Below are 21,648 nucleotides of genomic sequence, written 5' to 3'. Positions count from 1 at the left end.
TTGGGCTTGTCTTTCATCAGGAGGAGGGCCTCTTCGAGTTTGTCGAAGCCCTTGAAGACGTGCGTCGCCATGAGCGCGGGGTCCATGCGCCCGTTCATCACCACCTCGGCAAGCCGCTCCATCCGCACCCTCCCGCCGGGGCAGAGTCCGGTCATGATGTTCTTGTCCGCCATCCCGAACCCCCAGCCGACCCGGGGAACGGGTATGATGTCCCTGTCACCGACACCGCTGCCGAAGTAGTTGATGTTCGAGATCACCGAACCGGGTCTCGCCATGTTGATCGCGTCCATCATGATCTCGGGGCCGCCGCCGGCGATGATGACGGCGTCGACGCCGGCTCCGCCGGTTTTGTCAAGGATCTGGTCGACGGTGCTCCCATCCTTGTAACTGATGATGTCCGTCGCACCGTACGCCTTCGCGACCCTGACGGAAGCAGGCCGGGTCCCGACCGCAAATATCCTCCCGGCGCCCCGTAATCGTGCGCCGGCGACACCGCACAGGCCGACCGGCCCGATCCCGAGGACCGCGACCGAGGCCCCGATCTGGATGTTTGCGTTCTCGGCACCCATGAACCCGGTGCTGAGCATATCCGGGAGCATCACCCCGGCCTCAAGCGACATGCCCTTCGGGAGGTGGGCGAGGTTGTAGTCAGCCAGATTCACGTGGAAGAACTCGCCGAAGACGCCGTCCTTGAAGTTCGAGAACTTCCAGCCCCCGAGGGGCCCGCCGGTCTGCGAGGGGAACCCGCGCTGTGCGGCCTCCGTCTCCCAGTCCGGGGTGATGGCGGGGACGATGACCCGGTCGCCGGGCTTGAAGTCTTTGACCTCTTTCCCTACTTCATCCACGATCCCGAGGGCCTCGTGCCCCAGGATGAGGTTGTGCCGGTCCCCGATTGCCCCTTCCCAGACGGTGTGGACATCGGAGGTGCACGGCGCGAGCGCCAGCGGCCTGACGATAGCGTCCCGTGGACCGCAGGCCGGTCGGTCCTTCTCAATCCATCCAATCTCGCCGATCCGTAGCATTGCTAAACCTTTCATCATTCACCTCGTTTCGATCCGGCCCGTATAGGCATAAGACTATAAAAGAGTGAGGGTCGACGAAAAAAACCAATATTCACAGGGTTTAAGGCGAGGGTGAACGATGCGCACAGGGGTCCTGACAGGGCGCGGTCGGCCGGGTGAAGGGGGATCGGCAAGCGCGAAGGTCGCGATGCTGGGGAAATAACACTGTAAAAGCGTTTGAAAACAAGAGGAAAACGCCCCGGCCGGGATTTGAACCCGGGTCGAAAGCTCCGGAGGCTTTCAGGATATCCACTACCCTACCGAGACTGCCATATGATGTTGTCGTGTATGGTATAAAAGGTCAGCGGCGGGAGGGCGTCAGGCCCTCCTCGACTCATAGAGGTGCCAGATCTTGCAGGCTCCTTCGTGGCTGACCATGCAGGGGCCCACCGGGGTCCGCGGGGTGCAGACCCTCCCGAAGAGTTTGCAGTCCGAGGGCCGGGCGACGCCGCGCAGCACCTTATCGCAGATGCAGGCGGAATGCTTGTCCACGTGCCGGATCTCGATATCGAACTTTTTCTGCGCGTCGTAGCCCTCGAACTCCGGCTTCAGGCGGAGGCCGGAGGCCGGGATCACCGGGAATCCGCGCCATTCGACGTCGAACGGCTCGAAGACCTCGTACATCAGGTGTTTTGCCTTGACGTTCCCTTCCCGGGTGACCACGCGCGGGTAGGCGTTCTCCACCCGGTGCGCCCCCTCGCGGACCTGCTGCACCGCCATCAGGAGGGCGAGGAGGATGTCCTCCGGCTCGAACCCCGCGACGATCTGCGGGGCGGGGAACCGCTCGTACTCCTCGTAGCCCATCACCGCGCAGACGTGCCCGGGGAGGAGGAACCCGTCGAGCGCCGCCTCCCCCTGGGCGAGGAGCCATGCCATCGCCGGCGGGACGAGCCGGTGGCACGAGAGGATCGAGAAGTTCTCCGGCGGGCGGGAGAGAATCGTGGCGGCGACCGTCGGCGCGGTCGTCTCGAATCCGACCGATATGAAGACGACCTCCCGGTCGGGCTCCCTCCGGGCGATCTCCACCGCCTTGTGGACGCCCTGCACCACCCGGATGTCCCCGCCGCTCGACTCAAGCGACCCCTTCGTCCCCGGGACACGCAGCAGGTCGCCGTAGGTCGCGATGGTGCAGCGCCGGTCCACCAGGTCGAGCGCGGCATCGATCTCGCCCTGCGGCGTGATGCAGACCGGGCAGCCCGGCCCCATCACGATCTTGAGACCGGGGGGGAGGACGCTCCGGAGCCCGGCGCGCGCGATCGCCGCCTCGTGGGTGCCGCAGATGTGCATGAGCGTGATCTCCCGGTCGACGAGAGCATGAAGCGTATCAAGGATTTCCTTACCAACCGCCATGGATCCTCCTACAGATCTCTCGCCGGTGCGGCATAACCATGCCGGTCTCAGGCCGCCCGGTAGAATATGCCCCGCGTCTCCCGGACGGGCTCGATCAGGCCGGCCGCCTCAAGGACCCTGAGACGTTTTGCGACCTCGGCCGGACGGATACCGAGGAGAGCGGCGAGGTCGCTGGAGGTACAGGGCCGGCGCCGGATCGTCGCGAGGATGACCTCGACGGCATCCCTCTCCTCCGGCGGCAGCGCCCGGTCCGTGCAGGCCGCTCCGATCGCCTCGCCGCCGAGCGTTGCTGCGATCCGCTCGAGGGCCAGGGGCGCTGCCGGCCTCACCCGGATATCGGTGCCGGGCCTATCAAGGGTGTTCACCTGGACGCGGTCGGGACCGATGGCGGCGATGGCGTCTTTCAGGCGCTGGAGTTCCTCCCCGGTGTCGTTGAAGCCCGGGGCGATGAAGACCTCGAGCCAGACCTCGCCCGGGAACTCCCGGGAAAATGCGAGGACCCCCTCTAGCACCTGCCCGACGGTGAGGCCCTGATGCGGGCGGTTGAGGTGCAGGAAGACCTCCTCGGAGACGGCATCGAGCGACGGCACCACGAGGTCCGCCCGCATCAGGGCGGCCCGGACGTCCGGGTCGGAGAGGAGCGCGCTCCCCGTCAGGACCGCGACCCGGTAGCGGGGGTAGCGGTCTTTGATGAAGCCGATGATCTCGCCGATGCCTGAGTGAAGCGTCGGTTCCCCGGAGCCGGCGAACGTGACGTAGTCGAGGTCCGGGGCCGTCGCGAGATAGGCGTCGAGTTCCGCGATGACGCGATCCGTCGGGACGTACTCGCGTCGCTCGCAGGTGAGGCAGGTCGTCTTGCCGCACTCACAGTAGACGCAGTCGAAGGTGCAGGTCTTCTGCGGCACCAGGTCGACCCCGAGCGAGACGCCCAGGCGCCGGGAATGGACCGGACCGAAGAGGTGACGGTATGCCATGAGGATGATCGGGACTACACTCTCGCACGAGAAAGCATCAGGGTTTGCCTTGCGGCACCCTCACATATCTCCTATCTTGAGCATCCGCTTGCAGAAATGGTCGATCGATATGAAGACCGCCCGGTTGAGACCGGCCGGGCGGGTCGGGGCATCGTCGGTGGAGATGAACTGGAGCAGGTCGGCGTAGTAGTTCAGTGAGGGATACTTCCTGTGGAACTCATCGAGGCAGAGGGATGCCTGTCCCCGCTTTCCACGGAAGAAGGCGTACGCGTAATCGATGAGACAGAGGACGTGGCCCGGCATCTTCATCGATTCGGCAAGTCTCCGGAACTCGTTGAACTCGCCTTCGCGGGGGAGGTAGAGGGCGGTCCGGAGGCCGTAGTAGACCGGCTCGGGGTCGTCGGGGAACCGTTGCAGCATGTCGCGGATGAGGCCCATGGCGTCGTTGAGGTCGCCCTGCTCGAACTTGCGGTGGTAGGTCTCCCGGTAGAAGAAGATATCACCGGGGAATCGGACGAGGCCGATCTGCAGCATCTTCACCAGCGCTACGTCGTTATTCTCCTGTTTTGCCCGTGCAAGGCCGATCTCCAGGAACCACCGGTTTTCCGGCAGCCACTCGGTCGCAAGGAAGAGCATCACCCAGAACGGTTCGGCAAGCCACGGGTCCTGTTCGAGTTCCCCCCTGACCAGCCGCTGGAGGCCCGGCTTCAGCTGGCCGAGTTCCTCCATATGCTGGCGCGCGGTCTTCAGGTAGTTCCACCGTTCCGCGGCCGAGTAGCCGGACTCGGTCGAGCCTTCCTTATACAGCGTGTAGAAGCAGTAGGCATGCCAGCACCCCACCGCGGCGTCGTGCTTGCGGTAGGGCTGGAGGTAGGCCGCCGCCGCAAGCGGCATCCCGATCTTCAGCAGTTTGACGGCGGCCGCGAGATAGACGCCGGCCTTCCGCTCTTTCTTCCGCTTCATACCGCAGGCGATATCGCAGACGCGGTTGACGAACTTCAGGTCGTCTGCCCGCTTGCTGACGGTAAAGACCCGGTAGACGATAGCGTCGATGAACTCGTCGTGCACGACATCGGGGATGGGAACGCCCGCACGGTCGAGGATCGCGACGATCTTTCCGAAGAAGACCGGGAAGTTCTCGTCGATGGCCTCAGCGTTGGACTCGATGAAGGAGAAGATCTCGGCCTTGGATCGGTCGAGCTGGCTTGAGATGACAACCTCCGGGATGAAGCCATCAGCCATGGATATTATTTGTGGCGGAGGCAGTATAAACCATACGATCGGCCTTTTCACTGCCGGAGTGGCGCCCGGTCCGGGCCATGGCCAGCCGGCAGACGGGGTATCGATTCCGAATATATTTATCGTCCCGGCCGGAACACTCTGTATGTTTGGCATCTCCACCTACTGCCTTCACCGCGAGCCGCTCTCTTTCGCGCTCGATACCCTTGCTCCCATGACCGACTGCGTGGAGGTGATGGACGAGGGGCTGCACTTCCTCGAGAGTGCAGAACCGCTCGAGAGCCACACGTTCCGCTACTTCATCCACGCGCCGTCACGGGGAGTCAACATCGCAAGCGTCCTTGAGCCGATTCGGCGGGCTAGCGTCGAGGTCCAGGTGCAGACGTTCGCCATCGCCGCAGAGGTCGGGGCGGACGTGGTCATCCACCCGGGCTACTATGCGTGGAGCGCGGAGCGGGACCGGGCAACGGGGCGGTTCCAGCAGTCGCTCAGCGATCTGAAGGCGGCGGCCGAGGACCTCTCGGTCACGTTCTTCGTCGAGAACATGGGGAACTGGGAGTACTTCTTCCTGCGCTCCTGCGACGACCTGCCGCTCATCGATGGGATCGGGCTTGCGCTCGATGTCGGCCACGCGAACCAGAACGGGTGCCTGGACTGTTTCCTCACCCACCCGGCGGCGCACTTCCACCTGCACGACAACAACGGCGACGAGGACACGCATTCCCCGGTCGGGGCCGGGACGATCGATTTCGTGGCCGTGATGGAGGCCGTGCGGAGGAGCAGAGTGACGCCGATCATCGAGGTGGAGACCCTCGACGGGGTGACCGCCAGCATAGCCGCGCTCGCGGCAATCGATGCCGCGGCTCGCGGGGAGCAGGGAGATCCCGCCCGGTTCTCACCCCGGTCTCGGCCGTAACCTTTTATAGGGTAAACCTCCAACATAATTGGTGCTTCACGCCTCAGTGGCTCAGCCGGTAGAGCGCGTCCTTGGTAAGGACGAGGTCGCGAGTTCGAATCTCGCCTGAGGCTCTTTTCTCGTCAGGTCAAAAGTCTGAACGTGCTGCCATTCCTGTACATCGCGGGCGATGATCTGCCCGCCCATCGCCTATCCCCGCTTCTTCACGAACGTCCCCTCGTTGAGCTCGCGGAACGCCTCGCGGAGTTCCCCGTCCGTGTTCATCACGACCGGGCCGCGCCAGGCCACCGGCTCGCCGATCGGCCGGCCTGCGATGAGCAGGAACCGGGCACCGTCCGGCCCCGCTTCTGCCCGGACCAGGTTCCCGGGGCCGAGCCTGACCGCGTGGGCGTTCTCGACAGTAGTCCCGCCTTCGCCAAAGGCTGCCGTCCCGGAGAAGACGTAGGCGAACGCCGCGAGCGCCGGGTCTGTCCGGTGCTCGAAGACCGCGCCGGGCTGGAGCGCCACGTCCAGGAACGTCGGGGCTGCCACGATCCCGGTCACCGGCCCGTGAGCCCCGCCGTGCTCCCCCGCGACCACCCGGACCGTCGCGCCACCCCCGTGGACCACCGGGATCGCGTCCCCGGCAACCTCCTGATACCGCGGGTCCATCATCTTCTGTGCGGCAGGCAGGTTCACCCAGACCTGGAACCCGCCCATCCGCCCGTCGACGGGTTTGGGCATCTCCTGGTGGAGGATCCCTGAGCCCGCCGTCATCCACTGCACCCCGCCACCCTCGACCGTGCCGGCGTGGCCCATGCTGTCGCCGTGCTCGATCCTGCCCTCGAGCATGTAGGTCACCGTCTCCATCCCCCGGTGCGGGTACCAGGGAAAGCCGGCCAGGTAGTCCTCCGGCCGGTCGCCCCGGAAGTCGTCGAGCATCAGGAACGGGTCGAACCGCGGGACCTCACCGAACCCGAAGGCCCGCCGGAGCCGGACCCCGGCCCCCTCGAGCGTCGGCCGGGCCGTGAGCACCTCGACTGTTTCGCGCATATCTGCCATCGCTCTCCCAGAGATCCCGGGGAGCATAATACCACCCGCCGGTGAAGGAAACGCCCGGGGCTGCTCTCCCTCACCCGGCTGCCCTACGTCGCGTGGCGTTTCACCCATGCGGCATAGTGGTTCATCCATTTCTGCAGGAATGGTCTGCTCGCCTCGCCGATGTCCCCGGATTCATCGAAGAGGCCCTCCCGCACCTGGATGTATGCCTCGGGCTGGCCCTGCGTGGGCACGTCCAGGGCTGAGAGGATGTTACGGAGGTGTTGCTGGGCCATCGCCGTCCCGGTATTGCCGGGCGAGGCGCCCAGGATGCCTGCCGGTTTTCCGGCCCAGACATTCTGGCCGTAGGGGCGCGAGCCATGGTCGAGGACGTTCTTGAGGATGCCGGGGATCGAACGGTTGTATTCGGGAGTCACTATCAGGATACCATCGGCGGCCTGGATCTCGGCCTTCATCCGCCTGACCGATGCTGCCTGGTTCTCATCATCATCCTGGTTGTACGGCGGCAGGTCGCTGATCTGCACCTGGGTAAACGAAAACTCCGGAGGTGCCAGTTTCACGATGGCGGTCGCGAGATTCCGGTTGTATGACTCTCTCCGGAGGCTCCCGACGATGACGGCTATCTGGTATTGGCGCATGATCCGTAGTCATCCAGCGTGCGCATAAACCTAGCTCCAGTGCTCTCCTGCCCGGCGCTCGGGCCCGTGCTGTCCCATCCGGGGCATTAGCGTGAGGGGCGAACTACTCCGCAAGGGCAGGGTGTCCTGCCTCATGGAGAATACCCGGGGCTTCGAGGTAAACCCGGGATACAGGTGAAGGCACCGTTCCGCGAGCCCGGGACCGTTGTGCATCGGGCCTTGACGGTATCGCCTGCGTGAGATAGGGTTGCCGCGCCTCTGGAGCCGCACAGTCGATGACTGTGACGAACCCGGGATGATCGATTGAGATCATAGATCCTTCGATGAAAGTAGCAGATATTCGCAATATACCATATTTCAGGGAATGTTTGATAGCACGTCGATACCAACGTTACACAGGAATCATTATGATGGCAAAGCGGGACGTGGAGGCGAATTGACGTCCAGACAGACAACCCCTGGATCATACTCCGAAGGGGAGAAATTATCTACAACGAAAGCAGCGATACCAGGTAAATCAGGTTCTATCCCTCCCGCTCTCCCTGTAATCGCCAGCACACATGACTTCGATCACCACCTCCGCACTTTCCGGTATCAACCGGATGAGAGAGCAGTTGATAACGTACGAAGTACCCATGTTGAAGAAGTAAAGGTCGGAGATACTGTCGTCAGGAGATATATCAATGAATTCTGGACCGCGAAACAGAGAGATGCAAGTTCTCTGCATGAGGTTTCATATCGTGCCTGTTTCAAACCTCAGCTCCCTCGCTTTTTTATAGATCGCTTAACTGCAGAGGGAGATACGGTTTACGACCCTTTTGGCGGACGCGGAACAACTATTGTTGAAGCGACATTAGCAGGTCGAAAGGGCATATCAAATGATGTCAACCCCTTGAGTGAGATCTTCGCCTCTCCTCGCTTGCATCTCCCGAAATTATCTGATATCGAGAAGAGACTCCAGAAGATACCCTTAGATAAAACAAAAACGGCAGATATCGATCTTTCTATGTTTTATCACGCGGAGACACTCGGGGAGATCGTATCCCTTAAAGAATATCTCCAGGAACGCCGGACAATGGGTGAGGAGGATGACCTTGATGGATGGATTCGCATGGTTGCGACGACCAGGCTGACCGGGCATTCTCCAGGATTTTTTTCTGTATACACGTTACCCCCAAATCAGGCAGTCAGTCAGGACAGCCAGAGGAAGATCAATCTAAAACGGAATCAGGTGCCTGACTACAGGGATGTTAAAAAACTTATTCTCAAAAAGTCACGTCAGCTCATGAGAGGCATTACTTCTTCAGAACTTGAATACATTACAAAATACGGCAATCATGGAATGTTTTTACATCAGGATGCAAGATGTACGGCCCAGATCCCGAATAACGCCGTAAAACTATCCGTAACTTCACCCCCATTCCTGGATATTGTGCAATACTCGACGGATAACTGGTTACGTTGCTGGTTTAACGCTCTTGATGCCGAGGAGATCAGTAGAAAGATCACCATGTCCCGGACGGTGGAGCAGTGGACGAGTGTCATGGCCGGTGTATTCAAGGAGCTGTACAGGATCACGAAAGCAGGCGGATGGGTCGCTTTTGAAGTAGGAGAAGTCCGAAAAGGGTCTATTCGGCTGGATGAAGTGGTTGTTCCTCTGGGTATCAACGCGGGATTCACCTTATTTGGAATTTTGATTAACGATCAGGAATTTACCAAGACGGCCAATATATGGGGAGTTTCCAATAACATGGGAGGCACCAATACGAATAGAATCGCCATTTTTACCAAACAGAAACCTATGGAGAACGATGACTGATGGCAAAGGACGTGGATGCCTCATGCAGAGGCGCGCCATGCGGAGCCGGGCAACCGGTGCTTCTCCCACCCATGACGGTGGTCCTGCTCCCGCCGGAGATGGAAAGCCCGTAAAATTAACTTGTACGTTCCTGTCCCATCCGGCCCATCATCGCGAGGGTTAAACCCCACCCCGACAAACCGATCAGGCACCATGCCATCCGTACAAGACGGCGACACCCTGCTCCTGCACTTCACCAGCACCCGCCCCGACGGCGAGGTCTTCGAGGATACCCGGTCGGGCGAGCCGGTCCGGGTAACCCTCGGGGCGAACCAGATCAACCCCCTCTTCGAGGAGGCGCTGATGGGAAGAGAGCCGGGCGAGACGGTGACCGTGGTGCTGCCCCCGGAGAAGGCCTACGGGAAGTTTCGCCGGAAACTTGTCATCACGATAAAACGCACGAAACTGACCCTCGACCACGAGCCGGCCCCCGGCGAGTTCGTCAAGGTCGAAGTCATGGGCAAACCCTGTCTGGTGACCGTCCTCGACGTGGACGAGAAGAGCATCACCATCGACGCCAACCATCCCCTTGCGGGGGAGACGATCACCTATACAATCACCATCGTGATGATCCTCCCCCGGGCCGACTAGACCTGCGCCGGACCCCGAGGAATCTCCCGGCAACAATCTTCATAACCAGGCACGATCGATAGGCGCCGCTGTCTGGAGTTGTCATCATGAAGGTACTCGGAATTAACGGGAGCCCCCGGGGCGAAAGAAGCGCCACCTTGCATCTCATCATCGCAGTCCTCGAAGGCGCGAAGGAAGAAGGAGCAGAGATCGATCTCGTGAACCTCATAGACCTCGATATCAAATTTCGAAACGCCTGCAGCGCCTGTTTCCAGAAGGGCAGGTGCGTTGAGGAAGACGATTTTCCGGGGTTGTATGAGAAGATCAAGGCTGCCGATGGGCTTGTGCTCGGGTCGCCCGTCTACATCGACCAGGTCACCGGCCAGATGAAACTGCTCATCGACCGTATGGCCGACGGAATCCAGTGTCAGGCATTCTCGGGAAAGTATGGATGCTCGGTCTCCACCTCGGGCGACCACGCCGAGCAGGAGGTCGCCAGGTACCTGAACCACTTCCTCCAGATGCTCGGTGCGACGCCGGTCGGCAGCGTGGGGGTCGCGATCCGAAAAGGCCGGGATACCCTGACCCGGTCGGAAGAGAGTGCACGTGAACTCGGCAAGACGCTCGGTGAAGCGATCAGGATCCGACGGCAGTACCCGGAGATCGAAGCGTTCCACGAGCGGTATCAAAAAAAGTTCGAAGCGGTCATCACCGGGGAAAAACCCGAATGGCCGGGTGATTACGAGCGCTGGGTCGACCAGGCCTGGGTCTGGTGACCCCGCGACCGCTTTAGACACCCCACCCCTGATCGTTCGCACATCACCCGGATCAGCCCCTTCCGGCAGGTGCGAGCAGGTTCTCCCGGGCGGTCCGGTAACCGCCGCCCCTACTCCGCGGACCCGAGGGGCATCCCGACGACACCGGTTACCGGGAGAGAGAACGCGATAGCCCGGGCATCGGTCTGGGGCCCTGCTTCGGCGACGATCGCCTCCATGATGTTGCATCTCGATTCACTCTTCGTGACGATCAGGATCATGTCTTTCTCGGGCAGGATGGCCACGCCAAAGAACTTCTCCATCTCCTTTGAGCCGGTACCCCGCGCGTGGATGACGGTCCCTCCCGTAGCCCCCGCGCCCTTGGCCGTCTCCATCACGACATCGGCAAACCCCCGGTTTGCAATAACCACGATCAGATCGTGCTCCCCTCTCTCTTCCATAGGTTGCTCTCCCCTCTCTCTTTCCGATATGCCGAGCAGGTCTTTCACTGCCGGAGCTCCGCAGACGCTGTGGACGGGCAGCGTAAAAGCGATGCCGCGATTGGGTTTGTCCGGGCCCACCACCTCACCGATCCGCTCAAGCAGGACGTCTGAGACTTCCGACGACATCGTGCTGAAGAGCAGCGTCTTCTCCGTCTCCCCGAGCCCCAGGTAACTCAAGATCTGCGAGTTTGCCGTGCCTCTCCCGAGGGTCAGCAGGTTGAACGTCACCCCCTCTCGGGTGAACAGGTCCATGACTCGTTCATCCTGCCCGCGGTCGAATATCGTGACCATCAAGACGAGCGGTGCGCCGGGGGATCTCTCGTGCAGCATTCTCCTTCCTCATTACAGATCAATAATCTCGCGATTCTCATTCTCAAAGGTTTCCCTTGCGGCCCGCTTCCTCTCCGCGGCTTGTGCCCTCCGCAACTTGATCTGGTAGACCAGCCCTATGACCTGCACGGTTATCAACGGCATCATGGCCACGATACCGATGATGCCGAACGCATCCAGCAGCAAGGGACCGCCTACGGCATCGGTGGCGCCGAGGGCGAACGGGAGCAAGAATGCCGCCGCCATGGTGCCCGCGGCCACACCACCTGAGTCGAACGCGATCGCAGTGAAGATCTGGGGCACAAAGAACGTCAGCAGGAGGGCGACGGCGTAGCCCGGCAGGAGGAAGTACCAGATCTCGATACTCGTAAGGATCCGGATCATGGCAAGGACAAGGGCAATCCCGACGCCGATCGAGAGGGCCAGCATCATGACCCGCCGTGAGATGGCGCCGTGCGTGAGATCCTCGATCTGCTTGTTGAGGATATGCACGGCAGGCTCCGCGGCGACGATGAAGAAGCCGATGACCAGGCCTAACGGGACCAGGATCCAGTTGTTGGGTAACGACGCAATGGCATGACCGAGATAGGTCCCGGCGGGCATGAACCCGATGTACACCCCGGTCAGGAAGATCGTGAGCCCTACGAGGATGTAGGCGAGCCCCACGCCGATCCGGATCAACTGGCCCCGGGGCAGTTTCAGGTTCACGACCTGGAACGCTCCGAAGAAGACGACGATGGGCACCAGGATGAGGCAGACCTCCAGGAAGAACCCGACCAGCCCCCCGGCATACAGTGCCACCAGTTCCTCGATGCTGTCTGCCGTGGCAGGGGTCTCAAAGGCGTAGCCGGTGCCGGTGGGGTTGAAGAAGACCCCCATGATTAAGACCGCCAGGATCGGCCCTATCGAGCAGAGGGCGCACAACCCGAAACTGTCCTCCTCGGTACTCCTTCCTGCACGAACCGCCGAGACGCCGGCGCCCAGTGCAAGGATGAAGGGCACAGTGATGGGGCCCGTGGTGACGCCGCCCGCATCGAACCCCACGCCCATGTACTCCGGTGCGGTGAACGCGGCGACGATGAAGATCAGGGCATAGGTGAGGATGAAGATGTAGGAGATCCTGACCTGGTAGAGGATCCGCAACATGGCGAGCACGAGGAAGATGCCCACGCCGAAGGCGACCGTGCTTGCGAGAACGAAGTCCGGAACGGCGGGGACCTGCCGGGTCAGCACCTGCAGGTCGGGCTCTGCCAGCGTCAACGCCAGGCCCAGCAGGAAACTGATCAGGATCATCAGCCAGAGGTTTCGCGACTCGGTCAGTTTCGCACCGATCAGTTCACCCATCGGCATCACGGCCATGTCGGCGCCGAGGGTGAAGGCGCTCATGCCCAGGATGAGCAGGACGACCGCCGGGAGGAAGAGCACCAGCGTACCGAACGGCAGGGGGGCTAGAGTGAAGTGAAGCAGAAGAATAATAAGCCCTATCGGCAGAACGGACTGTGCCGATTCTTTCAATTTATCTACCAGCGCTCTCTGCATGCTCTGCGTCCCTTATAGAGTTCAATACCGGGCGGTTATATTTCTTCGCGAGGCATCTGCCGCCCGGGCATTGAAACCGCCCCGAACGGGCGGGACCCAACCTATATATGTCATGGCGCCGCACGGCCCGAAACGGGGGTCCGCCAGGTTGGGCCTCTATAAGGGAGACCTGTGATATGCCAGAATTTAGCCATCCTTTTGCCGGGAACCACATGGAGCGCAGACTGGATCGGGGGGAACTTATCCGGACGATCCGGTTCTCGATCGCCGCCGAGTACGAGGCGATCCAGATCTACGACCAGATCGCCGAGTCGACCGACGACCCGCTGGTCCAAAAAGTGATGCGTGATATTGCAAACGAGGAGAAGGAGCATGCAGGGGAATTCCTGCGCCTCCTCCGGGAGCTTGACCCTGACGAGGAGGGGTTCTACCAGCACGGCTATGCCGAGGTCGAGGAGATGATCGAAGAGGTGAAGAAGGGCGGGAAGTGAGGCTGGTAACACCCGCGGTGGGGGACCGGCTCCGGGAACCAGGGCGATCCGGCGAAGAGGGGCCGCTCCCGCCTTCCCGGGCCGTGTCACGCCTGCCGCAACCTAAAGGCTAAATAGTCCCGGCGCAACACATTGCACGTATAAGCACTATCCCAAAAGGGAGGTTACACCAATGAAGAAAGGATTTATGGCAGATATCGAGACCGAGACCGTAAAGAACAACGACTTCCGCAGGGTCCTCTACACGGGGAAGTTCAGCCAGCTCGTGCTGATGTCGCTCAAGCCCGGCGAGGAGATCGGCGAGGAAGTCCATGACGACGTCGACCAGTTCTTCCGGTTCGAGGAGGGCGAGGGGAAGGTCGTCATCGACAATACCGAGTACAAGGTGAAGGACGGCAGCGCCGTGGTCGTGCCGAGCAGCGCAAAGCACAACGTCATCAACACGTCCAAGACCGCCAACCTCAAGCTCTATACGATCTACTCCCCGCCGGAGCACCAGGACAAGGTCGTCCGGAAGACCCGCGAGGAGGCCATGGCCAGCGAAGAGCACTTCGACGGCAAGACGACCGAATAACTCTCAAATTTATCGCATCTCTTTTTTGGGACGATTGTTCAGTCCCGCTCGATCTCGCCGCCGGCCTCCCGGATGGTCGTCTCGATCAACCGGAGCAGGTCGGGGTCGTGCGTGGCAAAGTCCAGCATCGAAAAACCCGCCACGAGCGGGATCGGCTTGAATATGGCAAGCGGCCCTTTTCCATCTCTCTTCGGGCTCTCGCCCGGGGCGATGACGACGGTCGTCCCATCCGCCCAGACGGCGAGGTTTCCGTAGCCCTGTGCGTCCCAGATCTTCTTGATGATCTCGCGTGTGTAAAGCATGCTCTCTTCCCGGAGAGAGGTGATGCGCAAGGGGGTATCAACCTTCCGGGGAGATGGTTCACCGGGGCTGCGTCGCATCGACGCCGCTGCCTTCACCCGGGGAGACCCCCGTAAAGAGGTGGTCGACCCCGAGAAGCGTGTTCACCCATGCCCAGTCCTCGCTCGCCTGGAGGAGCATCAGGACGATGAGCGTGAGCGGGACGGCGAAGATCATCCCGGCGACGCCGAGCGCCCATCCCCAGAAGATGACCGAGAGGATGACCACGAGGGCGGGGATATCGAAGCGCCGCGATGCGAAGTGCGCAAAGATCGGGTTCTCCACCAGCGCGTTCAGGACGGCGACGGCTGCAATCACCGCGATCGCGCCCCAGGGCCCGAACTGGAGCCAGGCAAAGAAGACCGCCGGGAGTGCCGCGGCGATCAGGCCGATGTAGGGGATGTATGCGAGCAGAAACGTCAGTATCCCCCAGAGGATGGCTGAATGCACCCCCATGCCCCAGAGGAACGCACCGAAGAGGAAGCCGTGGACGAGGTTCGCCTCGGTCCTGACGATGATGAAGTCGATCAGGAACCTGCTCATGCGGGAGAACGCCTCGACGGTCTCGGTCCGGTCTCCCGTCACCTTCCGGAGGCGCTCAGGCATCCGCGGGGCCTCAAGAAGCATGAAGATCGTCGTGACCGCTATGAAAAAGAGGTAGAGCAGAAGATCGGCGATGCTCACGGCAGATGAAGAGAGAATCCCGGCGACGCGCTCCAGGTTGATGGCAGACGGGGAGAGCGAGCCCGTCTCGATTCCGGACCGGTCCAGGAAGGCGAGAGCCTCCGAGAGCCTGGCGGTCAACTCCTTCTGGTAGAGGGGGAGGTCCGCGATCAGGCTCTCGAACGAGAAGAGGACGGTGTAGCAGATGAGCAGGAGCAGAAGGGAGGCGATGACGGCGACCACACCGACGGCAACGCCCTCCGGCAGACCCCTCTTCCGGAGCGCTTTCGCCGCGGGATACGCGATCATGGCGAGGATCATCGATACGATGATGAGGGTGACGATGTACGAGATCGCCTGGATGCCGATGATGAGGAATATCGCCGCCGTCAGCAGGAGTACGGTGCCGAGGGGCCGGGGAAAGACTGGAGCGTCTGCCATGTTTGATAGTCTGTTTTCATGGCGACCATATCAATGCCTCGAAATGTGCCGGAGATCCCTGAAAGCGAGTTATAGGCAGTGCTATCGGTTCAGCGGGACCGTGAACGAGAGAATATCTGTTGAAAAGAGGAAAGCGGCTCAAAATGATGAATAGTTAATCTTAAACCGTTTCAAACAGGAATCATATTCAAGATGGTGCTCACCCTCGAGATCGTATTCATAGGCATAGCGGTGCTCTTTCTGATCAGCATCATTGCAAATAAGTTCTCAGAGCGGCTTGGCGTCCCCGCGCTCCTCATCTTCCTCGTCGTCGGGATGCTGGCGGGCTCGGAGGGTCCGGGCGGGATCCCGTTCGACGATCCCGCGATTGCACAGGTTATCGGCATCATCGCGCTTGTGTATATCCTCTTCTCGGGCGGTATCGACACCCGGTGGGAAGAGATCCAGCCCGTTCTCTGGCCGGGGATTGCCCTTTCCACGATCGGCGTCGTCCTGACCGCTGCCTTCCTCGGCGTTTTTGCCGTCGTGGTTCTCGGGTTCTCCCCCCTCACGGGTCTCCTTCTCGGCGCGGTCGTCTCGTCCACCGATGCAGCAGCGGTCTTCTCGGTCCTGCGGATGGCACGGGCACGCCTGAAGGGAAACCTCCGACCGTTCCTTGAGTTTGAATCGGGGAGCAACGACCCCATGGCGGTCCTGCTCACCACCGGGATCATCGGCCTGATCCTCACTCCGGGATCATCGATCCTGGATCTCGTCCCGACGTTCGTGCAGCAGATGGCGGTCGGCGGGCTGCTCGGCTACGCGCTCGGCCAGTTCATCGTCTATCTCCTGAACCGGATCAAGCTGGAGTCCGAAGGGCTCTACCCGGTGCTCACCCTCTCGATGGTGCTGCTGACCTACGGGCTGACCACCGTCCTTGGAGGAAACGGGTTCATTGCGGTCTATATCGCCGGGCTTGTCGTGAGCAATAGCATCGTCGTTCATAAAAAGAGCCTGATCCGGTTCCACGACGGGATCGCGTGGCTGATGCAGATCGTGATGTTTCTTGCGCTCGGGCTGCTCGTCTTCCCTTCAGAGCTCGTATCGGCGTTCATCCCCGGTCTACTCGCCGCCATCTTCCTGATCTTCATCGCACGGCCGGTTGCCGTCTTCCTCACGCTGCTCCCCTGGAAGATGCCGCTGAACGAGAAGGCCCTGGTCTCCTGGGTGGGACTGCGCGGCGCCGTCCCGATCATCCTCGCGACCTATCCCCTCGTCGCAGGGGTCTCCGGTGCGGATGCGATCTTCAATATCGTCTTCTTCATCGTGATCATCTCGGCGCTGGTTCACGGGACGTCGATCCCCTCCGTCGCCCGGTGGCTCGGTCTCGCCGCCCCGCTCGAGGAGCCCGGCAAGCTCTCCCGGGAGTTTGATGTGGACCCCGATACCCAGAGCGAACTGCTTGAGGTGGTCATCCCGCGCGACGCCACGGCGGTGGGCAGGCAGGTCGTCGACCTCGGGCTCCCAAGAGGCGCCCTCATCATCCTGATGCAGAAAGGGGACGACCGCTTCGTCCCGGGCGGCAGCACCGTCATCGAGGCCGGTGACACGCTTCTCCTCCTGACGACGGACGACCTGGCGGATGCCGTCCGTGCCAGACTGCTCACACCGAAAGACGAGAAAGAGACACCGCAATCAACAGCCCTCACAGTGCAGGACTGCCCGGAGGGTATGACGGTGCCCGCACAGGAACCCCCGGAGGAGATGACCGAATCCCTCTACGAACAGGAATCACCTGAAGATACGACCGGGAGCGACCCGTCACTCCCGCGGTGAGGCCGGGCCCGCACCCGGACCATTTTGGGGTGCGTCCCATGCGCGGTCGGGCGAACCGACCGGGCCGCGTTCCCGTCACCGGGCCGCGGAAGTATCCTGATCCGGGATCAGCCCCCGTTCACGCAACAGTTTCTGCTCGTCTCCGGTGACGTACCCAAATATCCGGGGTTTTTCTCCGATCATCTGGACAAAGTAGATGTTGTCAAAATCGATCCGCTCATCGCTGCCGTCCCGATTCGTGTACACCGACACCCAGTGCACCTTCACCATCAGGTGATAGTCGTCGAGATCGGTGACCTCAAGCGACCCGACGTTCATAGATTTTGTCCCGATGCTCCTGTAGAACGCGAAACCTGCAGGAAGCTGGGCGCGGAACAGCTCGCCGTTCTTCCCGCAGAAGACACCGTGCGGGTTCGCCCCGACGAAGCAGTCGGCAAACGCCCCCGTCGTAGCCTCAACGTCGATCTCCGGTGGATCGGCGAGAGCGTTGTCCCGCGGCGTATGCGGCAAAGAAGTCTTCCATCATCTTCAGCCGTGTGGGGGCGTCCATAGTTCCGTTGAGCAGGTCCATGGATAATACCTTTCCGGTTCACTGCCGGGCCGCTACATCATCTCGTTGCGCCGGAGGAACTCCCGGATCTTCCGGCTCTCTATCCAGCCCTGGTCAAGGGCCTTGACGTAGCCGTCGATCCGCCGGACCTGCTCCCGGATCTTCTCTGCGGCCTCCTCGTCCGCCATGAGGTCCGCCCGGGCAAGGATCACCTGCAGGGGGTGGCGGACATGGTCGCCAAGGATTGCAAACTGCTCCATGTTCTGCTCAATCCGGCTGAACGCCGCCTCTTTCAAGGCCTCCGCCATCTTATAACGGTTGATGTCCTCGACCATGCTGACGACAGAACGCGGCAGGCCGTTCGCGTCCCGGAGCAGGGTCGCGGTCAGGCGCCCCCACACGATCCTACCACCCTGCGCGACGTAGCGCTTCTCCAGCTGGAACCGGTTCCGGCGACCCGTCGCCATCTCGTAAAAGAGCGTCCTGTTCACCTCCAGGTCATCTGGATGGGTGATATCGACAATCCACTGGCCTATGAGGTCGTTCTCCTCGTAGTTCAGCATCCGGCAGAACGCCGGGTTGGCCCGCAGGATCCTCCAGTCGAGGTCCAGGAGGACGATACCGATCCCCGCCTCTTTGAAGATGCTCCGGAACCGTTCCTCGTTCGCCGCGAGTCGCTCCTCCATCTGCTTCCGGCCAGTGATCTCCCGGGCGATCACCGCAGCCCGCACGACCCGGCCGGCTTCATCCCTGATAGGATAGACGACGGTGTCGTACCAGGCCGTCATCCCCTGTTCCTCGAACCGGGCCGGCGTTCCTGTTTCGAAGACCCCGGCAAGGTGCTCGATACGCGTGAGAGCGACCTCGGGCGGCAAGATCTCGCTGATGTGCCTGCCGACGACCGCCTCTCGGTCTTTCCCGTAGTGTTTGAGCATCGTCTCGTTGACGTCGACCACCAGCCCGTCTGCCCCGATCAGGCTGATTGCATCGGTCGGGGCGTTGAGGAGCGTCCGGGCGGTCGCCTCGCTCTCTCGGAGCGCGTCCATGACAAGGACACGGTCGGTGATGTCGTGAAGGTGCTCGACGATCAGCAGGATGTCCCCGTTCTCGTCCAGAATAGGCGTGCTCCAGCACTCAAGATATCGCCCCATCTCGGGGGCGTACTTCTCCAGCCGTTCCTGCCGTCTGCTCTGGATGGCAGCCCGGGTCGCACAGATCTCGCAGGGGCTATCGCGGCCGATCAACTCGTAGCACTTCTTCCCGTTCGCCTCCTCAGGCGTCAGGCCGAGCATCTCGTAGCCGGCCCGGTTGTAGCGGACGATGGTCTGGTCGGGGAGCTGGACGCCGACGATGTCGCCGAGGCTCTCGAAGATCCCTTCGATCAGGGTCTCCGCCTCTTCGAGGCTCTCCTGGAGCTGCTCCTGTTCAGTAACGTCCTGCCAGACGGAGACGGCCCCGGAGGTGACGGGCACGGCAGAGACCCGGACGTGGATGGTTCGCCCTTCCCGGTTCGTGATCGTCAGCCGCTCCCCCGCCACCCGCTCCCCCCTGAGCGCCCGGGAGTCCGGGAGTTCATCCTGCTGTAACGGCCGGCCGTCGGGCTGGCGGATGGAGAGGTGCCGGATGACGTCCTGCATCCCCATGCCGACCAGGCTCACCCCGGCGATCTCGTCCATCGCAGCACCTGCCCGGACAACCCTGCCGGCGGCATCATAGGCGACCGCCCACCGGCCTTGCGCCGCGAGTATCGCGTCTGCGAGATCTCTCTGCGCGTTCATTTCGCGTTGCAGTGTGAGGAGAGCATCGACTGCCTCGCCCAGGGTCCGCCTCCCGGATGCACCGGTCGTCCTCAGAGAGAGAGCCTTGAGCCGATCGATGACCGGTTCAAATCGGTCCGGGTCTGAATACATGGGTATACACCAGTATGGTCATACGGTAGTCATCTCTCCTCTCCCGGTCGCCGGAGTGTGAACTTGAATGCCGCCCCACGTTCGGGCTGCCCGCTCACCCGATCCTCGACCCAGACCCGTCCCCCGTAGCGTTCGATGAGGGTCCGGACGATGAAGAGCCCGAGCCCTTCACCTCTCCCCTTCACGTGCCCGCGCTCGAATCGGTGAAAGATTGCCTCCTTCTCTTCGCCGGGCACACCCGGCCCGGTGTCCGCAACGGTGACCAGGAGATCAGCGTCCCGCGCCTCCACCCTGATGACGATCTCCACGTCCTGACCGCCGAACTTGACGGCGTTGCCGATGAGGTTCGTGAAGATCATCGGCAGGAGGTTGTCGGCCAGCACCTCGGCCTGCTGGTTCTCGTACCGGATCGATGCCCGGGGGAAGTTTCCCATCTCAGCCGTTATCACTGCATCGAGGTTCACCGGCACCAGGTGTCCGGCCTCCTCATGAGCCCGCCGGATGGTGGCGACGTTTCCGAGGATCTCGGTGCTCCGGTCGATGCTGTCGCGGAGTTTCCCGGCATACATCTTCAGGTCCCCCTCCGCAAGGTCGATCAGGAGGTCGGCATACATACGCGATACGTTGTTCGCGTTCCGGACGTCGTGGGTCATGATGTCGAGGTAGAGGCTCGCCTCGTCGTGTGCTGCAACGACTTCCCGGTTCGCCCGGGCGAGGTCGTCGGTACGGCGCCGGAGGGCCTCTTCCGACCGCTTCCGCCCGGTGATGTCGTGTGCGTTCGCCACGAGACCCCGGATGGCCGGCTCCTCCAGGAGATTGACGCCGGTCACATCGAGATACAGCCAGTCTCCCGAGTTGTGCCGAACCCGGAGTTCAAGGGGGATCCTCTCGCCGGGCCGGGCAACGGCACGCCGCAGGGCGTCTTTGGCCCGCGGCAGGTCTTCGGGGTGCACCAGGTCGAGGAAGCTCGTCCCGATGAGGTCTTCGGGCGCATACCCGCCGACCGATCTCACGGAAGGGCTCGCATACGAGACGCTCCCTTCTGTATCAAAGACAACGACAAGGTCCGAGGCGTTCTCGGTGAGCAGCCGAAACCGCTCCTCGCTCTCCAGGAGTGTTTCTTCCACCCGCTTGCACTCCGGGATATCGATGCCGATGCCTATCCAGGTGTTGTCCGAGAGGCTGATGTTTGCCCAGGAACTCTCCACAATGCTGCCGTCTTTTGCCGTCGCCTTCCACTCCCGCCAGCCCGGTTCCAGCGACTGCATGAACGCTGCGACCTCTGCCCGGTAGTCCGGAGCGGGAAAGACCATGGCCATGAAGTCACGGCCGGGAGCATCCTCCTCTGTCCAGCCCAGGATATCGCGGAACGCCCGGTTAAACCGGAACTGCTGCAACTTCGGATCGAAGATGGCAACCATCATCGGGGTTGTATCGATGAGCTGCTCAAACCTCTCCGCCAGGTGTCGCAGTTCCTCGTTCTGCGTCTCGAGTTCGACCAGGCGTACCTCGAGATCATGGCAGAGCCTCGCCGGATCCGCCTCGTTGATCGAGCCCGATGCGCCCCGCTCCCGCATTACGGGATCGGGTTCGGCTGCGATCGTCGGGTTCTTGTTCATCTTGACCATCTTCACGAACTCCGGGGCAGGGTGCGCCGGCACGCAGAACAGATCCCTCACGCCCCTCACGCCGGTTCAGGTATAGCGATGCAAGGGTGCCCCTGGTAGGAGGTTGCTTACTCATGGTTACTGTGCCCGGGTTTGATTAACCCTTCGACAGAGAACGTATGCGATCCAGTCATTCAGGATGAATGTTCAGGGCGAATGAAGCGAGTTGCTCCGGGCAACCTTCTTCTTCACCTTCTCCCAGGACTCCGTGATGAGGAAACTCTCCTCCATATAGCCGATCACCTTCTCGAACTTCTTCATGGGAAATGCCATCGTCAGGAGATCCAGCGGGACGCAGGGCCGCGCCGAGGGGTCAAACATCCCGAGCACCGCTCTCGGGTTCTCGTTCTGCTGCTCGAGCCAGGGGAAGGTGAAGACCGAACTGCACCCGGCGCCGAAGGGAGAGATGACGCCGTACGGGTCGGCC

General features: G+C 61.7%; 21 protein-coding genes and 2 tRNA genes. 8 read left to right on the top strand and 15 right to left on the bottom strand.

Features of this window, described 5'->3' with window-relative positions; translation table 11 throughout:
- The 5 genes from V6K60_RS05170 to V6K60_RS05150 all read right to left on the bottom strand — a co-directional run.
- A partial coding sequence (locus tag V6K60_RS05170; RefSeq protein ID WP_332449448.1) for an NAD(P)-dependent alcohol dehydrogenase occupies nucleotides 1–1,022 on the bottom strand: 1,022 nt, incomplete at its 3' end.
- Between the two features lie 234 nt (nucleotides 1,023–1,256).
- Nucleotides 1,257–1,328, bottom strand: a tRNA-Arg gene (locus V6K60_RS05165).
- A 51-nt stretch (nucleotides 1,329–1,379) separates the two neighbouring features.
- Nucleotides 1,380–2,411, bottom strand: coding sequence for a hydrogenase formation protein HypD (hypD, locus tag V6K60_RS05160; RefSeq protein ID WP_332449447.1), 1,032 nt, complete (start codon nucleotides 2,409–2,411; stop codon nucleotides 1,380–1,382).
- Between the two features lie 47 nt (nucleotides 2,412–2,458).
- The gene (locus tag V6K60_RS05155; RefSeq protein ID WP_332449446.1) at nucleotides 2,459–3,385 is read right to left on the bottom strand and encodes a radical SAM protein; all 927 of its coding nucleotides are present in this window, start codon (nucleotides 3,383–3,385) and stop codon (nucleotides 2,459–2,461) included.
- Between the two features lie 60 nt (nucleotides 3,386–3,445).
- On the bottom strand, nucleotides 3,446–4,627 hold the full coding sequence (locus V6K60_RS05150; RefSeq protein ID WP_332449445.1) for a hypothetical protein: 1,182 nt from the start codon (nucleotides 4,625–4,627) through the stop codon (nucleotides 3,446–3,448).
- 142 nt (nucleotides 4,628–4,769) lie between these two features.
- On the opposite strand from V6K60_RS05150, the gene V6K60_RS05145 reads away from it, so the two are divergent.
- Together V6K60_RS05145 and V6K60_RS05140 are read left to right on the top strand one after the other, a co-directional pair.
- The gene (locus V6K60_RS05145) at nucleotides 4,770–5,540 is read left to right on the top strand and encodes a sugar phosphate isomerase/epimerase family protein (RefSeq protein ID WP_332449444.1); all 771 of its coding nucleotides are present in this window, start codon (nucleotides 4,770–4,772) and stop codon (nucleotides 5,538–5,540) included.
- A 40-nt stretch (nucleotides 5,541–5,580) separates the two neighbouring features.
- Nucleotides 5,581–5,653 (top strand) — tRNA-Thr (locus V6K60_RS05140).
- Nucleotides 5,654–5,729: 76 nt separating this feature from the next.
- Here the strand turns inward: V6K60_RS05140 and V6K60_RS05135 are convergent.
- Both V6K60_RS05135 and V6K60_RS05130 read right to left on the bottom strand, forming a co-directional pair.
- The gene (locus V6K60_RS05135; protein WP_332449443.1) at nucleotides 5,730–6,581 is read right to left on the bottom strand and encodes a pirin family protein; all 852 of its coding nucleotides are present in this window, start codon (nucleotides 6,579–6,581) and stop codon (nucleotides 5,730–5,732) included.
- Between the two features lie 83 nt (nucleotides 6,582–6,664).
- Complete coding sequence (locus V6K60_RS05130; RefSeq protein ID WP_332449442.1) at nucleotides 6,665–7,216, bottom strand: NADPH-dependent FMN reductase; 552 nt, start codon at nucleotides 7,214–7,216, stop codon at nucleotides 6,665–6,667.
- Nucleotides 7,217–7,652: 436 nt separating this feature from the next.
- Here V6K60_RS05130 and V6K60_RS05125 point away from each other — a divergent pair, with 436 nt between their 5' ends.
- The 3 genes from V6K60_RS05125 (at nucleotide 7,653) to V6K60_RS05115 (ending at nucleotide 10,420) form a co-directional block, all read left to right on the top strand.
- Nucleotides 7,653–9,035 carry a DNA methyltransferase gene (locus V6K60_RS05125; protein ID WP_332449441.1) on the top strand — a complete coding sequence of 461 codons (1,383 nt, stop codon included), beginning with the start codon at nucleotides 7,653–7,655 and terminating at the stop codon, nucleotides 9,033–9,035.
- 192 nt (nucleotides 9,036–9,227) lie between these two features.
- Nucleotides 9,228–9,665, top strand: a complete 438-nt coding sequence (locus V6K60_RS05120; RefSeq protein WP_332449440.1) for an FKBP-type peptidyl-prolyl cis-trans isomerase — start codon at nucleotides 9,228–9,230, stop codon at nucleotides 9,663–9,665.
- An 86-nt stretch (nucleotides 9,666–9,751) separates the two neighbouring features.
- Nucleotides 9,752–10,420: a flavodoxin family protein gene (locus tag V6K60_RS05115; RefSeq protein ID WP_332449439.1), complete on the top strand. Its 669-nt coding sequence runs from the start codon at nucleotides 9,752–9,754 to the stop codon at nucleotides 10,418–10,420.
- 110 nt (nucleotides 10,421–10,530) lie between these two features.
- On the opposite strand, the gene V6K60_RS05110 is transcribed toward V6K60_RS05115, so the two are convergent.
- On the bottom strand, nucleotides 10,531–11,232 hold the full coding sequence (locus tag V6K60_RS05110; RefSeq protein ID WP_332449438.1) for a P-II family nitrogen regulator: 702 nt from the start codon (nucleotides 11,230–11,232) through the stop codon (nucleotides 10,531–10,533).
- A gap of 12 nt (nucleotides 11,233–11,244) precedes the next feature.
- Nucleotides 11,245–12,771, bottom strand: a complete 1,527-nt coding sequence (locus tag V6K60_RS05105) for a DUF1538 domain-containing protein (protein WP_332449437.1) — start codon at nucleotides 12,769–12,771, stop codon at nucleotides 11,245–11,247.
- Between the two features lie 212 nt (nucleotides 12,772–12,983).
- On the opposite strand from V6K60_RS05105, the gene V6K60_RS05100 reads away from it, so the two are divergent.
- Both V6K60_RS05100 and V6K60_RS05095 read left to right on the top strand, forming a co-directional pair.
- A complete protein-coding gene (locus tag V6K60_RS05100) occupies nucleotides 12,984–13,262 on the top strand; it encodes a demethoxyubiquinone hydroxylase family protein (protein ID WP_332449436.1) in 279 nt (92 codons plus the stop codon).
- A 172-nt stretch (nucleotides 13,263–13,434) separates the two neighbouring features.
- The gene (locus tag V6K60_RS05095; RefSeq protein ID WP_332449435.1) at nucleotides 13,435–13,836 is read left to right on the top strand and encodes a cupin domain-containing protein; all 402 of its coding nucleotides are present in this window, start codon (nucleotides 13,435–13,437) and stop codon (nucleotides 13,834–13,836) included.
- A 38-nt stretch (nucleotides 13,837–13,874) separates the two neighbouring features.
- Here V6K60_RS05095 and V6K60_RS05090 read toward each other — a convergent pair whose 3' ends face one another.
- Both V6K60_RS05090 and V6K60_RS05085 read right to left on the bottom strand, forming a co-directional pair.
- Nucleotides 13,875–14,138, bottom strand: a complete 264-nt coding sequence (locus V6K60_RS05090) for a hypothetical protein (protein WP_332449434.1) — start codon at nucleotides 14,136–14,138, stop codon at nucleotides 13,875–13,877.
- Nucleotides 14,139–14,196: 58 nt separating this feature from the next.
- Nucleotides 14,197–15,279, bottom strand: a complete 1,083-nt coding sequence (locus V6K60_RS05085; protein ID WP_332449433.1) for an AI-2E family transporter — start codon at nucleotides 15,277–15,279, stop codon at nucleotides 14,197–14,199.
- 192 nt (nucleotides 15,280–15,471) lie between these two features.
- Here V6K60_RS05085 and V6K60_RS05080 point away from each other — a divergent pair, with 192 nt between their 5' ends.
- Nucleotides 15,472–17,094: a potassium/proton antiporter gene (locus V6K60_RS05080; RefSeq protein ID WP_332449432.1), complete on the top strand. Its 1,623-nt coding sequence runs from the start codon at nucleotides 15,472–15,474 to the stop codon at nucleotides 17,092–17,094.
- A gap of 75 nt (nucleotides 17,095–17,169) precedes the next feature.
- Here the strand turns inward: V6K60_RS05080 and V6K60_RS05075 are convergent, their stop codons facing one another.
- The 4 genes from V6K60_RS05075 to V6K60_RS05060 all read right to left on the bottom strand — a co-directional run.
- Nucleotides 17,170–17,604 (bottom strand): hypothetical protein, encoded by a 435-nt coding sequence (locus tag V6K60_RS05075; RefSeq protein ID WP_332449431.1) that lies wholly within the window; start codon nucleotides 17,602–17,604, stop codon nucleotides 17,170–17,172.
- A 93-nt stretch (nucleotides 17,605–17,697) separates the two neighbouring features.
- Nucleotides 17,698–19,554, bottom strand: coding sequence for a PAS domain S-box protein (locus V6K60_RS05070; RefSeq protein WP_332449430.1), 1,857 nt, complete (start codon nucleotides 19,552–19,554; stop codon nucleotides 17,698–17,700).
- Between the two features lie 29 nt (nucleotides 19,555–19,583).
- A complete protein-coding gene (locus V6K60_RS05065) occupies nucleotides 19,584–21,233 on the bottom strand; it encodes a PAS domain S-box protein (RefSeq protein ID WP_332449429.1) in 1,650 nt (549 codons plus the stop codon).
- 135 nt (nucleotides 21,234–21,368) lie between these two features.
- The coding region (locus tag V6K60_RS05060; RefSeq protein ID WP_332449428.1) for a DUF169 domain-containing protein at nucleotides 21,369–21,648 on the bottom strand (280 nt) is incomplete at its 5' end.

The organism is Methanoculleus sp. (assembly GCF_036677455.1).
Classification (GTDB): Archaea; Halobacteriota; Methanomicrobia; order Methanomicrobiales; family Methanoculleaceae; genus Methanoculleus.
Note: the sequence above shows the minus strand (reverse complement) of the source record. Positions and strands in the feature narration are given on the sequence as shown.